The organism is Nocardioides sp. URHA0032, assembly GCF_000620645.1.
Lineage (GTDB): Bacteria > Actinomycetota > Actinomycetes > Propionibacteriales > Nocardioidaceae > Nocardioides.
In genome coordinates this window covers 276,722-290,644 of sequence record NZ_JIAV01000014.1, presented here as the reverse complement: position 1 = coordinate 290,644, position 13,923 = coordinate 276,722, and the positions used below count along the sequence as shown (strand labels likewise).

Sequence of the window (13,923 nt, the reverse complement as noted above, 5' to 3'; positions counted from 1 at the left end):
CGCCGCTGCCGGAGACGCTGGCGCCATGACGCGAACGACGACTGGTGCGATCAAGCAGGCACTCGGTGCGTACGGCGAGGTCCTCGCCGCCCGGCACCTGGTCGAGCAGGGCATGGTGCTGCTCGACCGCAACTGGCGGTGCGAGACCGGCGAGATCGACCTGGTGCTGCGCGACGGCGACGTGCTGGTGGTCTGCGAGGTGAAGACCCGCAGCAGCACCCTGTACGGCACCCCGCACGAGGCCGTCACCGACATCAAGGTCGCCCGGCTGCGCCGGCTGGCGATCCGCTGGCTGGAGGAGCGCGGCGTCGCCGCCCGTGACATCCGCATCGACCTGGTCGGCATCGTCCGGCCGCGGCGGGGCGCCTCGCTGCTCGAGCACGTGCGGGGGATCGGCTGATGCCCTTCGCCACCGCCCACACCGTGTCCCTGCACGGCGCCGTCGGCCACCTGATCGACGTGCAGACCGACGTCTCGCCGGGTCAGGTCGGTGTCACGATGGTCGGCCGCGCCGACACCACCATCAACGAGGCCCGCGACCGGTGCCGGATGGCGATCATCAACAGCCATCTCGACTGGCCGGCGACCCGCCGGATCACGATCCTGCTCTCGCCCGCGGACCTGCTCAAGCGCGGCACGCACTTCGACCTGGCCATCGCGGTCTCGGTGCTCGCCGCCGCCGGCACGGTGCGGGCCGAGTCGCTCGAGCAGACGGCGTTCGTCGGCGAGCTCACCCTCGACGGCAACCTCCGCTCGGTCACGGGAGTGCTGCCGATGGTGCTGGCCGCGGCCGAGCGGGGGATCCGCGCGGTGTTCGTGCCCGAGCCGCAGGCGGCCGAGGCCGCGATGGTGCCCGACATGAGCGTGCTCGGCGTCCGCTCGCTGGGCCAGGTGGTAGCCGTGCTGTGCGGCGAGGAGCCCCCGGACGCGCCGCCCGTGGCGCCGGCGTCCGGCGCCCGGGTGCTCGCCTGGCGCGGTCAGGAGCGGCTGGAGGAGCTCGATCTCGAGGACCTGCTCGGGGTCGCGGACGCCCGGTACGCCGTCGAGGTCGCCGCCGCCGGCGGCCACCACCTCCTGCTCTCCGGTCCGAAGGGCTCCGGCAAGACGAGCCTCGCGGAGCGGATCCCCGGCATCCTGCCCGACCTCAGCAGTGCGGAGTCGCTGGAGCTGAGCGCGATCCACTCGCTCGCGGGCACGCTCGACCCGGCGGGCGGCATGCTCACCCGACCCCCGTTCTCCGCACCGCACCACGACGCCAGCAAGGCCAGCCTGATCGGTGGCGGCTCGGGGATCGTCAGGCCGGGTGAGGTCAGCCGCGCCCACACCGGAGTCCTGTTCCTGGACGAGTTCCCGCTGTTCCGCTCGGACGTCATCGAGGCGCTGCGCCAGCCCCTCGAGAGCGGCGACGTCACGGTGGCCCGCAGGGACGAGTCGGTGACGCTGCCGGCCCGCGGCATGGTCGTCCTCGCCTGCAACCCGTGCCCGTGTGGGGACTACAGCGGCGACGTGCGGTTCAACCGGTGCACCTGTCGCGAGGTCCAGCGGCGCGACTACAGGAACAAGGTCACCGGTCCGGTGGCCGACCGGGTCGACATCGTGCGGCACCTGCCCCCGCTCCGGAAGCACGACGGCGTCGTCGACCTCGAGCCGCCCGAGTCCTCGGCCACGGTGCGCGGCCGGGTCGAGGCGGCCCGGGGCCGGCAGGCCGAGCGGTACGCCGAGGAGAGCTGGCGGCTCAACGGCCACGCGCCCGGACCGGTGCTCCGGGAGCGCTGGCCGCTCACGAAGGCCGGCCAGCAGGCCGTCGACAACCAGCTCTACGACGGCAAGCTCAGCCGCCGGGGCGCTACCCGCGCGCACCGGCTGGCCTGGACGGTCGCCGACCTGCGCGGCCTCGAGCGGCCGGGCATCGACGAGGTCGAGACCGCTCTGCGGCTGCGCACCGGTGAGCCGCTGCTGCTCTCGATGCTGGAGCGCACCGGGTGACCGCGGCCGACGACGACCGCCTCGCCCGGATCGCGCTCTCCGCGGTGGGCGAGCCCGGCGACCCACGCCTCGCCGACCTGGTGACCGCCCACGGCGCCCTCGCGGTGCACGACCGGCTGCTCGGCGACCACGGGATCGACGACCTGCAGACCGACCCCGCCGCGCGGCGCTCGGCCACGGATCCGCAGCGGACGCTGGCCGATGCCGCGCGGCTCGGCCTGCGCTTCCTCGTGCCGGGCGATCCCGAGTGGCCGGTCCAGCTCGATGACCTGGCCGCCGCGGCGCCCCTGCAGCGTCGCGGTGGCGTCCCCCTGGGGCTCTGGGTACGCGGTCCGGCGCGGCTCGACGAGCTCGTCTCGTCGGTGGCGGTGGTGGGCTCGCGCTCCGCGACGACGTACGGCGCGGACGTCGCTGCCGACGTCGCCGCCACGGTCGCCGAGACCGGCCGCGCGGTCGTCTCCGGCGCCGCGTTCGGCATCGACCAGGCCGGCCACCGGGGCGCGCTCGCCGGCGGCGGGACGACGATCGCCGTGCTCGCCTGCGGCGCCGACCGCGCGTACCCGGCCGCCCACCTCCAGCTGATCGAGCACATCGCCGCGCACGGCGCGGTCGTCTCCGAGGCGCTGCCCGGCTGGGCACCGACACGACTGCGGTTCCTGGCCCGCAACCGGCTCATCGCCGGCCTCACGACCGGGACCGTGGTCGTCGAGGCGGCGGTCCGCAGCGGCGCGCTCAACACCGCGAACTGGGCGTCGCGGCTCAACCGGCACCTGCTCGGCGTGCCCGGACCGGTCACCAGCGGGCCGTCCCAGGGCGTGCACCAGCTGATCCGCTCGGGCGCGGCGACCCTGGTCACGTCCGGTGCCGAGGTGCTGGAGGCCGTCGGCGCGGTGGGGGAGCACCTCGCGGCCGAGCCGCGCGGCCGGGACCGCGCCCGCGACCGGCTCAGCACCCGCCAGCAGCAGGTCCTCGACGCAGTGCCGGCCGTCCGGCCGGCGCCGGAGGCGTCGATCGCCCGGACCGCCGGCCTGGGCCTTGCCGACGTGCGCGGCATGCTCGCTGTCCTCGCCGAGCTGGGACTCGTCGAGCAGGAGCAGGGTGGCTGGCGGCTCGCCGCGCTCGCTCACGAGTGAGGGGCCGATCGGTTCCTAGACTCGGTGCGTGGGCGTCCAGGAGCAGAGCGAGCAGCCGGACCCGCTGCCAGAGCCGATGGCGCGGGTGCTCGGCGAGTACGAGCGGCACCTCTCCGCCGAACGCGACCTGACCCCGCACACCGTGCGCGCCTACCTCTCCGATGTCGGCGGTCTGCTCGACCACGCCGCCCGGCTCGGCCACACCACCGTCGAGACGGTCGACCTGCGCACGTTGCGCAGCTGGCTCGCGAAGCAGCAGACGCTCGGCAAGTCGCGCACCACGATCGCCCGGCGAGCCACCGCCGCCCGGGTGTTCACCGCCTGGCTGGCCCGCACGGGTCGCACGCCGCTGGACGCCGGCGCCAGCCTCGGTTCCCCGAAGCGGCACAAGACGCTGCCCCCGGTGCTGCGAGCGGACGAGGCGAGCGACCTGATCCGTGCGGCCGCGGAGCGGGCGGACGACGGTAGCCCGGTCGGGCTGCGCGACGTCGCGATGCTCGAGCTGCTCTACGCCACCGGGATCCGGGTCGGCGAGCTCGTCGGGCTCGACGTCGACGACATCGACCGCGAGCGGAACGTGGTCCGCGTGTTCGGCAAGGGGCGCAAGGAGCGCAGCGTGCCGTTCGGCCGGCCGGCGGCCCGGGCACTGGACTTCTGGCTGAAGCACGGCCGCCTGCAGCTGGCGGTCCCCGGCAGCGGGCCCGCGGTGTTCCTCGGCGCCCGCGGCGGGCGGATCGACCAGCGCGCGGTGCGGACCATGGTGCACCAGCGGATCGCGGACGTCCCCGGGGCACCGGACATCGGTCCGCACGGCCTCCGGCACACCGCCGCCACGCACCTGCTCGAGGGCGGTGCCGACCTCCGCTCGGTCCAGGAGCTGCTCGGTCACGCCTCGCTCGCGACCACCCAGCTGTACACGCACGTCACCACGGACCGGCTACGGCGGGCCTACCAGCAGGCACACCCCAGAGCATGAGCGGCGGCACCCACCGGGCGTAGGGCACCGGCATCGGCTCCCCCCGCCAGAGCGGCAGCAGCCGCACGGGACCGGCGCCGACCAGCCGCAGCGGGTCGAGGTACTCCTCGGCGCCCCGGATCCAGCCCCAGTGCAGGCACGCGCGCGGCAGGCAGTGCGACCCGACGGGGGAGAGGCGGCCGATCCGGTCGCCCGCGTCGACGCGCGTGCCGACCGCGACCGTGGCCTCGACCGGCTCGTAGGTCGTGCGCGTGCTGTGGTGGTCGACCACCACGACGCCGCGGCCGGCGAGCACGCCGGCCCAGCGCACCGTCCCGGGCAGCGCCGACCGGACCGGCTGGCCGGGAGAGCCGAGCAGGTCGACGCCCCGGTGACCGGCGCCCCAGGGATCGTCGGGCGGGTCGAACCCGCGGACCACCTCGGGCTCGGGCACCAGCGGCCAGACGCCGACCGGATCGGCGTCGGTGGCCGAGGCGGACGCCGGCGCCAGCAGCGTCAGCAGCGTCAGGAGGAGCGTGACGAGCGGGGCGGGACGGATGGCCATGCGTCGACCCTGCCCCGCGCCGGGGACGAGCGGGACGATGATGAGGAGCCTGGGGAGAACCGGGGAGCTGCAGGCTGTCTGTGGACGACAACCGGCGATTAGCCCGCTCCGCCGTCCGTCGACTACTCTGGACGACGCAATCCTTGCGGATTGACTACGCACGCTCGCTGACCGCGACGGGCCCTGGAGCTCCGAGGACCCGACCACCCGTGGGCGACGACCCTCAGTCCGGTTCCCAGCAATGCATGGGGGCGCCGGTGGGGTCGCGCGCGAGCGTCAGGGCCGTCGGCACCCGCCGGGGGCAGCAACTGAAAACAACAGGATCACACCTCCGGCCGGACCTGCCTCAAGGACGGCTCGAACGGCGGTGTGCTCCGCGAAACCAGGAGATCCACATGGCAGTCGTGACCATGCGCCAGCTTCTCGAGAGCGGCGTGCACTTCGGACACCAGACCCGGCGCTGGAACCCGAAGATGAAGCGCTTCATCATGACCGAGCGCAACGGCATCTACATCATCGACCTGCAGCAGTCGCTGGCCTACATCGACCGCTCGTACGCCTTCATCAAGGACACGGTCGCCAAGGGCGGCACGATCATGTTCGTCGGCACGAAGAAGCAGGCCCAGGAGGCGATCGCCGAGCAGGCGACCCGCGTCGGCATGCCCTACGTCAACCAGCGCTGGCTCGGCGGCATGCTCACCAACTTCCAGACGGTGCACCAGCGGATCAACCGCCTCAAGGAGCTCGACGAGATCGACTTCGACGACGTCGCCGGCAGCAGCCGCACCAAGAAGGAGCTGCTGCAGATGCGCCGCGAGCGCGACAAGCTGAACAAGTCGCTCGGCGGTATCCGCGAGATGACCCGGACCCCCTCCGCGGTCTGGATCGTCGACACCAACAAGGAGCACCTCGCCGTCGAGGAGGCGCGCAAGCTGCACATCCCGATCGTCGGCATCCTCGACTCCAACTGCGACCCGGACGTCGTCGACTTCCCGATCCCGGGCAACGACGACGCGATCCGCGCCGTCGGCCTGCTGACCCGGGTGGTCGCGGACGCCGTCGCCGAGGGCCTGATCGCCCGCTCCGGCGCCAAGCCGAGCGAGGGCACGGAGGCCGTGGGCGCCGAGGAGCCGCTGGCCGAGTGGGAGCGCGAGCTGCTGGGCGGCGATGCCGAGAAGGCCGCCGTCGAGGCCACCGGTGGCGACGCCGCGGCCGCCGAGGCCCCCGCGGCCGAGTCGACCGGCGCGTCGACCGAGGCTGCCGAGGCCACCGAGGCCGCCGCCGAGGTGACCGAGGCCCCCGCTGCCGAGGCCACCGAGGAGGCTCCGGCTGCTGCCGAGGCCACCGAGGCTCCCGCCGCCGAGGCGACCGAGGAGGCCCCGGCTGCTGCCGAGGTCGCCGAGGCCGCCGAGCAGGCCTGAGCCACCCCCACCGCACATCGGTTAGAACTTCGAGGAAGAAGGACCATGGCTAACTTCTCCGCCGCCGACGTCAAGAAGCTCCGTGAGCTGACCGGCGCCGGCATGATGGACTGCAAGAAGGCGCTGGAGGAGTCCGACGGCGACTTCGACAAGGCCGTCGAGCTGCTCCGCGTCAAGGGCGCCGCCAAGGCCGCCAAGCGCGGTGCCGAGCGTGAGGCCACGGCCGGCCTCGTCGCCCACTCGGCGGGCGTGCTCGTCGAGCTGCGGTGCGAGACCGACTTCGTGGCCAAGGGCGAGGACTTCGTCGCGACGGCGCAGAAGATCGCGGACGCCGCTGCGGAGGCCAAGCCGGCCGACATCGAGGCGCTCAAGCGGGTCCCGCTCGACGACCAGACCGTCGGCGACGTGGTCGAGGGCCTGGCCGTGTCGATCGGCGAGAAGATCGAGCTCGGTCAGTACGTCCACTTCGACGGCCCGGTCGTGGCCTACATGCACAAGCGTGCGGCCGACCTGCCGCCGGCCGTCGGGGTGCTCGTCGAGTACGACGGTGACGCCGACGCCGCCCGCGGCGCCGCGATGCAGATCGCGGCGATGCGCCCGCAGTACCTCACCCGCGAGGAGGTGCCCGCCGACATCGTCGCCAAGGAGCGCGAGATCGCGGAGGCCACCTCGCGCGAGGAGGGCAAGCCGGAGCAGGCGATCGCCAAGATCACCGAGGGCCGCCTGAACGGCTTCTTCAAGGACGTCGTCCTCCTGGAGCAGCCGTCGGTCACCGAGAACAAGAAGTCGGTCAAGACGGTCCTCGACGAGGCCGGCACCACCCTGAAGCGGTTCGCCCGTTTCGAGGTCGGGGCCTGACCGGATAGGTTCTAGCCAGACGACACGAGGAGGCCGGTTCGATGACAGCAGACCTGATCATCGGACCGGCCTTCTTCGTCCCCCGACCGCGCCCCACTCCACGAAGGAGCCGCCCGTGACCGGTTACCACCGCGTCCTGCTCAAGCTGTCCGGCGAGGTCTTCGGGGGTGGCAAGGTCGGGGTCGATCCCGACGTCGTCCAGACGGTCGCCCGCGAGATCGCAGCGGTCGCGCGGGCCGGGGTGCAGATCGCGGTCGTGACCGGAGGTGGCAACTTCTTCCGCGGCGCCGAGCTCCACCAGCGCGGCATGGACCGGGTCCGCGCGGACTACATGGGCATGCTGGGCATCGTCATGAACTGCTTGGCCCTGCAGGACTTCCTGGAGAAGATGGGCGTCGAGACGCGTGTCCAGACCGCGATCACGATGGGCCAGGTCGCCGAGCCGTACATCCCGCGGCGCGCGATCCGGCACATGGAGAAGGGTCGCGTGGTCATCTTCGGTGCCGGCATGGGCATGCCGTTCTTCTCCACGGACACCGTCGCCGTCCAGCGGGCGCTGGAGAGCAGGTGCGACGTCGTGCTCGTCGCCAAGAGCGGCGTGGACGGCGTCTACACCGCCGACCCGCACCTCGACCCGACCGCGACCAAGTTCGACGAGCTCACGTACGCCGAGGCGATCGGCCGCGGATTGCGGATCATGGACCAGACGGCGTTCGCCCTGTGCGGCGAGAACAAGCTGCCGATGGTCGTCTTCGGCATGGAGCCCGAGGGCAACATCCTGCGCGTCGTGCAGGGTGAGAAGATTGGCACGCTCGTCAGCGCCGGCTGACCCGCGCCCGAGCCAGCAACCAGCGACCCAGCGTGACTGAGCAGGAGAAGCCGTGATCAACGACATCCTCAACGAGGCCGACAGCAAGATGGACAAGTCGGTCGAGTCGACGCGCGAGGAGTTCGCGGCGATCCGGGCCGGCCGGGCACACCCGAGCATGTTCAGCAAGATCGTCGTCGACTACTACGGCTCGCCCACCCCGATCCAGCAGCTCGCGTCGTTCACGGCGCCCGAGGCGCGCGTCATCCTGATCGCGCCGTTCGACCAGGGCTCCATGCAGAACATCGAGAAGGCGATCCGCGAGTCGGACCTGGGCGTGAACCCGGCCGACGACGGCAAGGTGATCCGCTGCGTGTTCCCCGAGCTCACCGAGGAGCGCCGCAAGGAGTACATCAAGGTCGCCAGGGGGAAGGCGGAGGACGGCCGGGTGGCGGTCCGCAACCTCCGGCGTACGGCGAAGCAGCAGCTCGAGAAGCTCGAGAAGGACGGCGAGGTCGGCAAGGACGACGTCACGGGCGCCGAGAAGCGCCTCGACGGCATGACCAAGAAGCACACCGACGCCATCGACGAGATGCTGAAGAACAAGGAGTCCGAGCTGCTCGAGGTCTGAGCCGCTCGACACCCATGACCGAGGTGAAGAACCACGGCCGCGCCGGTCGTGACCTGCGCGCTGCCTTCGCGAGCGCGATCGTGCTGCTCGTGGCGATCGCGGTGTCGCTGCTGTTCTGGAAGACGGCGTTCATGTTCATCGTCGCGGCCGCGGTGGTCGTCGCGATCTGGGAGCTCGGTCGCGGCTTCTCCGCGAAGGGCATCGACCTGCCCGAGCAGCCGCTGATGCTCGGCGGCGTCGTCATGGTCGTCGTCGCCTACTTCTGGGGCGCCCCCGCGCTCGTGACCGCGACGGCCGTCACCGCGCTGGTGACGATGCTGTGGCTGCTCCGGCGCGGCGTCGAGGGCTACGTCCAGGACGCCACGGCGTCGGTGTTCAGCCTGGTCTACGTCCCGTTCCTCGGCTCGTTCGTCGCGCTGCTGCTGTCCGAGGGCGGGGGCGTGAACGGCCACGGCCTCGACGACGCCGGCGTGCAGGGGATCATCGCGTTCATCGTCGTCACGATCGCCTCCGACATCGGCGGGTACGTCGCCGGCGTGCTGTTCGGGCGGCACCCGATGGCTCCGGTCATCTCGCCGAAGAAGTCCTGGGAGGGCTTCGCCGGCTCCGTGGTGTTCTGCCTCGCCGCCGGCTGGGCGCTCGTCGTCTACCTGCTCGACGGCGACTGGTGGGTCGGGCTCCTCCTGGGCCTGATCGCGGTCGTGATGGCGACCCTGGGCGACCTCTGCGAGTCGGTCATCAAGCGCGACCTCGGCATCAAGGACATGAGCCAGGTGATCCCGGGCCACGGCGGCCTGATGGACCGGCTGGACTCGCTGCTCGCGACAGTCGCGCCGATCTGGCTGCTGCTGCACTACCTCGTGTTCTGATGCTGTACCTCGTGCGGCACGGCCGACCCGTCGTCGACGAGGGACTGCTGGCCAGCGCCTGGGAGCTCGACCCGGCCGGGTTCGACGACATCTGGGCGCTGCGCGAGTCCGGCCGACTGCCGCGGCGCGCCCGGTGGTTCACCTCGCCCGAGGCCAAGGCGATCGCGACCGCGCAGCTGCTGACCGACGACGACGTGGCGATCGTGGACGGCCTGCGCGAGCAGGTCCGGGAGACCTCCGACTGGCTGGACGACGTCGAGACGACCGTTCGTCGCGCGTTCGCCGAGCCAGGCGTACCGGCCCACGACGGCTGGGAGCCGCTGGCACACACCCGGGACCGGGTGGTGACCGTCGTGCGGGGTCTCATCGACGAGCACCCGGGCGAGGACCTGGTCCTGGTCGGCCACGGCACGGCGTGGACCTTGCTTGCCGCGGAGCTGACGGGCTCCGAGCCCGACCTCGACCGCTGGGCGGCGCTGCGGATGCCCGACGTCATCGAGGTCGCGTGATCGGTCACACCTTGCACCTCCGACGGCATGCCGCGACGGCCGCTCGGGGGTGGGACACATAGCATCGAGGTGATGTCGACCGAGCAGGAGAACGCCGAGCAGGCCGCGACCGATGACGCGCGTGCCCCGGACTGGTGGCACCGCGACCACCCGACGTTCACCGCGCTCACCGGGTTCTTCACGGGCCTCGCCTTCGTGATCGTGGTGCCGGGGCTGTTCGCGGCGGTGCTGGGCCTGGTCTTCGAGTCCCACACGGCCGAGGACCTCTTCCCGTTCGTGCTCGTGACGCTGGTGATCCCGTTCGGGCTGGTGATCGCACCCCGCACCCGGCGGTTCGGGGCGTACATGCTGATCGGCATGGTCACGACCGGCCTGGTCATCGGCGGCGTGGCGGGTCTCGTGCTCTGGTACCTGGTCAACCGCCAGAGTTAGGGCGCACCGCCCCCCGGATGGGATGATCGGCGTCTGATGTCCGACGACGAGCGCACCCCCCTTCCCCTGGTCTTCGACGAGCCCGTCGGGCGGCGGAAGCCGCCGCGGCACCTGGCCGGCTGCACACCCGACGAGCGGGTCGAGTGGGTCAAGGAGCTCGGCCTGCCGGGCTTCCGGGCCAAGCAGCTCGCCACCCACTACTTCGCCCGGCTGACCGACGACCCAGCGGAGATGACCGACCTCCCGGCCGGCCAGCGCGACGAGCTGGTCGGCGCGCTGCTGCCGACGCTGATGACGCCGCTGCGCACCATGGAGGCCGACCGCGGCACCACCCGCAAGACGCTCTGGAAGCTCTTCGACGGCGCGCTCGTCGAGTCGGTCCTGATGCGCTACCCCGATCGGGCCACCGTCTGCGTGTCCAGCCAGGCCGGCTGCGGCATGGCCTGCCCGTTCTGCGCCACCGGGCAGGGCGGGCTGCAGCGGAACATGTCGACCGGGGAGATCGTCGAGCAGGTCGTGGCCGCTGCGCGGTCGCTGGCCCGCGGCGAGGTGCCGGGCGGTCCGGGCCGGGTCTCGAACGTCGTCTTCATGGGCATGGGCGAGCCGATGGCCAACTACCGCGCGGTGATCGGCGCCGTACGACGGCTCACCGACCCGCAGCCCGACGGCCTGGGGATGAGCGCCCGCGGCGTCACCGTCTCCACGGTCGGCCTCGTGCCCCGGATGCTCCAGCTGGCCGAGGAGGGCATCCCGGTCACGCTCGCGCTCAGCCTGCACGCCCCCGACGACGAGCTGCGCAACGAGCTGGTCCCGATCAACACGCGCTTCTCGGTCGCCGAGACCGTCGACGCCGCGTGGAACTACGCCCGGGTCACCAAGCGTCGCGTCTCGATCGAGTACGCCATGATGCGCGGCATCAACGACCAGGCCTGGCGCGCCGACCTGCTCGCCGACGTCCTGCTCGCGCGCGGCGACTGGGGCTGGGTCCACGTGAACCTGATCCCTCTCAACCCGACCCCCGGCTCGAAGTGGACGGCGTCCGAGCCGGCCGACGAGCGCGAGTTCGTGCGCCGGCTGGAGGCGAAGGGCATCCCGACGACGGTCCGCGACACCCGCGGCCGCGAGATCGACGGGGCCTGCGGACAGCTCGCCGCGACCGAGGCCTGAGCGGTTTCCCCACCAGCCGCGCCGGGAACGCTCGCCGCATGACGACGGACCGCCCACCCTTCCCGCCCGTGGTGTACGCACCCACGCTGGCGCCGGGCGAGGGCGACGAGACGCGGCTGGCGGTGCACCGCACGGACGATGGTCGGGTCGCGCTGTTCGTGTACTCCGCGCTCGACCGGCTCGTCGAGTACTACCGCTCCGACTCGCCCTGGGTACTGCTGACGGTCCCGGACCTGCAGCGCGCGTACGACGCCGCGCCGTACGACCTGATCTTCCTCGACCAGCGTCCTGCCCGCGTGGAGGCGTCGTGACCATCGACCTGACGTGGGCGACCGCCGAGTCGATCGCGACCAGCCTCGACCACGCCCGGACGGACCTGGACGGTACGGCGGGGTCGGCACCTGCCGGCGTCGACGCCGGTGAGGCGACCGCGATGGTCGAGGCGCTCCTGGCCCGGGTCAGCGAGAGCGCCGCCGGTCTCAGCGAGGGGCTGGCCGCGGCGAGCGGCAAGGTGCGGATGTCGGCGACGTCGTTCCTCGACGTCGACCTCGGCGTCCAGCAGGGCTTCCTGACGGGAGAGCCGTGATGCCGGTCGATACCGAGATCAAGGGCTCGCCCGGCTCCATCGAGGCCGCGGCCGACTGGCTGCGCAGCTCCCTGGGCAAGGCCGTCTCGTCCAGCGCCGACGCGCTCGCGGCCGCGCGGTCGACCGCGGCGTCGGACTGGCAGGGCCAGACCGGCAGCACGTTCGCGGGCACGATGGGCACCGCGGTCGGTCGCGCCGACGCGCTCGCCTCTGCCGCCTCCGGGGTCGCCGGCGCCCTGGACGCCTTCGCCACGAAGCTGGCCAACCTCCAGAACCGGATGGCCGACATCAGGGGAACGGCGCAGGGCGCCGGCCTGGTCGTCACGGCGTACCTCATCCAGGAGCCCGGCGCCGGCCCCGCCGACCCGGGACCGCCGCCGACCGGCCCGATCTCGCCGGAGGCGGCGAACGCCTACAACGCCGCGGTGGACGCCTGGAACGAGCAGCAGGACAAGATCCGCGCCTACAACAAGGCCGCGGCCGACGCCGCCGAGACGCGCTCGGAGCTGACGGCCGCCACGCAGGGCCTGCAGGACGAGTACCGCGGGCTCGAGGGACCGGACTGGGTGCTCAATGCGGCCGACATCGCGGGCGGCTTCGCGGGCGGGGTCATGGAGTTCAACGCCTCCGCCCTGCGCGGCACCTCGCGGTACTTCGGCGATCTCGCCGCCGAGAACCTCTCCCGGCTCCGGGCCGACCCCGGTGACCTGAGCCGGCTGTACGACGACCTGGACCACTGGGGCCAGACCGCGAGGAACGCCGACGAGATGGCCGCGGGCGCCGACGACCTGGCGAAGGCCGGCAAGTCGATCCCGCTCAAGGGCAGCGGTGCGCTGGCGATCGCCGGCATCGGCCTCGACATCGCCGGTGGCGAGGACCCCGTCCAGGCGACGGCGTCCGGCGCCGGCGGCTTCCTCGCCTCGGTCGGCGCCGGCGCCGCGACCGGTGCGGTCGTGGGCAGCTTCGTCCCGGTGCCCGGCGTCGGTACGGCGGCCGGGGCGGTCGTCGGTGCCGGCGTCGGCATCTTCACCTCCGGCGCGATCGACTCGCTGTTCGAGAACGGTCCGGACGTCGGCGCGGCGGTCGACTCCGGTGTCGACGCGCTCGAGGACACCGGCGGCGCGATCGCGGACGGCGCGGGCGCCGTGGTCGACGGCATCGGAGGGCTGTTCGGCTGATGAGCGACGCACGCAACGGCCGCAACCTGGTCTACGCCCTCGGCTACATCCTCCTGGCCCTGCTCGGGGCAGCCGTGGTCGGGTACGCCAGGGACCGCACGCTCGGGCTCGTCGGCGGCACTCTGCTGCTCCTGGTCGCCGCGGGTGGATTCGCGCTCGTCGGCTTCGACAGCTGGTACGTCCGCCACCGGCCCGGCCTCACGACGGCCGAGGCGCCGTCCGGCGCGTCCGCCACGGCGTTCCTGCGCTCGCCGGTGCCGTTCGTCCTGTCGGTGGTCGTGCCCGTGCTGCTCGCCCTCTGGGCGCTGGCCGGCAGCCTGGTCGCCGACCAGATCGCGACCCGGGTCGTGCTGCTGGTGATCGCGATCGGGTTCGCCACGCCGCTGGTCGCCGCCGTGCGCGGCCGGGTGGCGCCGGGCGGGCTCTACCTCACGCCGAGCGGCATCGAGCAGCGCAAGGAGGCCGTCAGCTGGTCGGTCCCGTGGGAGCACGTCTCCGGTGTCGTGCCGGGCGAGCCGCTGGCGCTGACGCTGAGCGGCCCGCCGCCGCAGCCCGTTGTCCGCACCCGGTGGCTGTGGCGTCGGGAGCCGAGCGCCCCCGCCGGCGTCCTCGCGGTCGACAGCCGCTACCTGGCCGAGCCCCCGGTCGTCGTCGCCGAGCTGGTCGCCCGGTGCCTGGTCGACCCCGGCGTGCGAGCGCGGATGGGCACGCCCGAGGTGGTCGCGGAGATCCGGCGCAGCTAGCACGAGACGTTCACCGCGGCGCCACGTCGATCCGCCGTCCGGCCAGCACCGCTTCCTGGCGTCGGCGCCGTGGACGAGCTTC

At 72.8% G+C, this 13,923-nt stretch carries 17 protein-coding genes; 16 read left to right on the top strand and 1 reads right to left on the bottom strand.

From position 1 onward, the window contains the following. The first annotated feature begins 25 nt into the window (after window positions 1–25). The 4 genes from N538_RS0103435 (at window position 26) to N538_RS0103420 (ending at window position 4,095) form a co-directional block, all read left to right on the top strand. Window positions 26–400, top strand: a complete 375-nt coding sequence (locus tag N538_RS0103435) for a YraN family protein (protein ID WP_028636130.1) — start codon at window positions 26–28, stop codon at window positions 398–400. Continuing rightward, window positions 400–1,986, top strand: a complete 1,587-nt coding sequence (locus N538_RS0103430) for a YifB family Mg chelatase-like AAA ATPase (protein ID WP_028636129.1) — start codon at window positions 400–402, stop codon at window positions 1,984–1,986. The genes N538_RS0103435 and N538_RS0103430 overlap by 1 nt, the downstream gene beginning before the upstream one ends. Next, a complete protein-coding gene (gene dprA / locus N538_RS0103425; protein ID WP_028636128.1) occupies window positions 1,983–3,119 on the top strand; it encodes a DNA-processing protein DprA in 1,137 nt (378 codons plus the stop codon). Before N538_RS0103430 ends, dprA begins: the two co-directional genes overlap by 4 nt. A gap of 76 nt (window positions 3,120–3,195) precedes the next feature. Beyond that, complete coding sequence (locus tag N538_RS0103420) at window positions 3,196–4,095, top strand: tyrosine recombinase XerC (protein WP_036569426.1); 900 nt, start codon at window positions 3,196–3,198, stop codon at window positions 4,093–4,095. Here N538_RS0103420 and N538_RS23690 read toward each other — a convergent pair. After that, window positions 4,043–4,639: a murein hydrolase activator EnvC family protein gene (locus tag N538_RS23690; RefSeq protein WP_081790253.1), complete on the bottom strand. Its 597-nt coding sequence runs from the start codon at window positions 4,637–4,639 to the stop codon at window positions 4,043–4,045. The two genes, N538_RS0103420 and N538_RS23690, sit on opposite strands and share 53 nt — an antisense overlap. A gap of 395 nt (window positions 4,640–5,034) precedes the next feature. Here N538_RS23690 and rpsB point away from each other — a divergent pair, with 395 nt between their 5' ends. The 12 genes from rpsB to N538_RS28280 all read left to right on the top strand — a co-directional run bounded on the left by rpsB (window position 5,035) and on the right by N538_RS28280 (window position 13,841). Continuing rightward, the gene (rpsB, locus tag N538_RS0103410) at window positions 5,035–6,060 is read left to right on the top strand and encodes a 30S ribosomal protein S2 (protein ID WP_028636126.1); all 1,026 of its coding nucleotides are present in this window, start codon (window positions 5,035–5,037) and stop codon (window positions 6,058–6,060) included. Between the two features lie 45 nt (window positions 6,061–6,105). Next, on the top strand, window positions 6,106–6,918 hold the full coding sequence (gene tsf / locus N538_RS0103405) for a translation elongation factor Ts (protein ID WP_028636125.1): 813 nt from the start codon (window positions 6,106–6,108) through the stop codon (window positions 6,916–6,918). Between the two features lie 115 nt (window positions 6,919–7,033). Beyond that, window positions 7,034–7,747 (top strand): UMP kinase, encoded by a 714-nt coding sequence (gene pyrH / locus N538_RS0103400; RefSeq protein WP_028636124.1) that lies wholly within the window; start codon window positions 7,034–7,036, stop codon window positions 7,745–7,747. Window positions 7,748–7,802: 55 nt separating this feature from the next. Then, window positions 7,803–8,357 carry a ribosome recycling factor gene (gene frr, locus N538_RS0103395; RefSeq protein ID WP_197025233.1) on the top strand — a complete coding sequence of 185 codons (555 nt, stop codon included), beginning with the start codon at window positions 7,803–7,805 and terminating at the stop codon, window positions 8,355–8,357. Between the two features lie 14 nt (window positions 8,358–8,371). Then, window positions 8,372–9,226 carry a phosphatidate cytidylyltransferase gene (locus tag N538_RS0103390; protein WP_028636122.1) on the top strand — a complete coding sequence of 285 codons (855 nt, stop codon included), beginning with the start codon at window positions 8,372–8,374 and terminating at the stop codon, window positions 9,224–9,226. After that, window positions 9,226–9,735, top strand: coding sequence for a histidine phosphatase family protein (locus N538_RS0103385; RefSeq protein WP_028636121.1), 510 nt, complete (start codon window positions 9,226–9,228; stop codon window positions 9,733–9,735). The genes N538_RS0103390 and N538_RS0103385 overlap by 1 nt, the downstream gene beginning before the upstream one ends. 72 nt (window positions 9,736–9,807) lie before the next feature. Then, window positions 9,808–10,167: a hypothetical protein gene (locus N538_RS0103380; protein ID WP_028636120.1), complete on the top strand. Its 360-nt coding sequence runs from the start codon at window positions 9,808–9,810 to the stop codon at window positions 10,165–10,167. 36 nt (window positions 10,168–10,203) lie between these two features. Then, window positions 10,204–11,334 (top strand): 23S rRNA (adenine(2503)-C(2))-methyltransferase RlmN, encoded by a 1,131-nt coding sequence (gene rlmN / locus N538_RS0103375; RefSeq protein WP_028636119.1) that lies wholly within the window; start codon window positions 10,204–10,206, stop codon window positions 11,332–11,334. A gap of 38 nt (window positions 11,335–11,372) precedes the next feature. Beyond that, window positions 11,373–11,645, top strand: coding sequence for an SAV_915 family protein (locus N538_RS23685; RefSeq protein WP_036569284.1), 273 nt, complete (start codon window positions 11,373–11,375; stop codon window positions 11,643–11,645). Next, entirely contained in the window at window positions 11,642–11,920 is a 279-nt protein-coding gene (locus N538_RS28285) for a hypothetical protein (RefSeq protein WP_036569282.1), read from the top strand. Before N538_RS23685 ends, N538_RS28285 begins: the two co-directional genes overlap by 4 nt. Beyond that, the gene (locus N538_RS0103360; RefSeq protein WP_028636118.1) at window positions 11,920–13,098 is read left to right on the top strand and encodes a hypothetical protein; all 1,179 of its coding nucleotides are present in this window, start codon (window positions 11,920–11,922) and stop codon (window positions 13,096–13,098) included. Before N538_RS28285 ends, N538_RS0103360 begins: the two co-directional genes overlap by 1 nt. Continuing rightward, the gene (locus N538_RS28280) at window positions 13,098–13,841 is read left to right on the top strand and encodes a hypothetical protein (protein ID WP_028636117.1); all 744 of its coding nucleotides are present in this window, start codon (window positions 13,098–13,100) and stop codon (window positions 13,839–13,841) included. Before N538_RS0103360 ends, N538_RS28280 begins: the two co-directional genes overlap by 1 nt. Window positions 13,842–13,923: the final 82 nt, after the last annotated feature.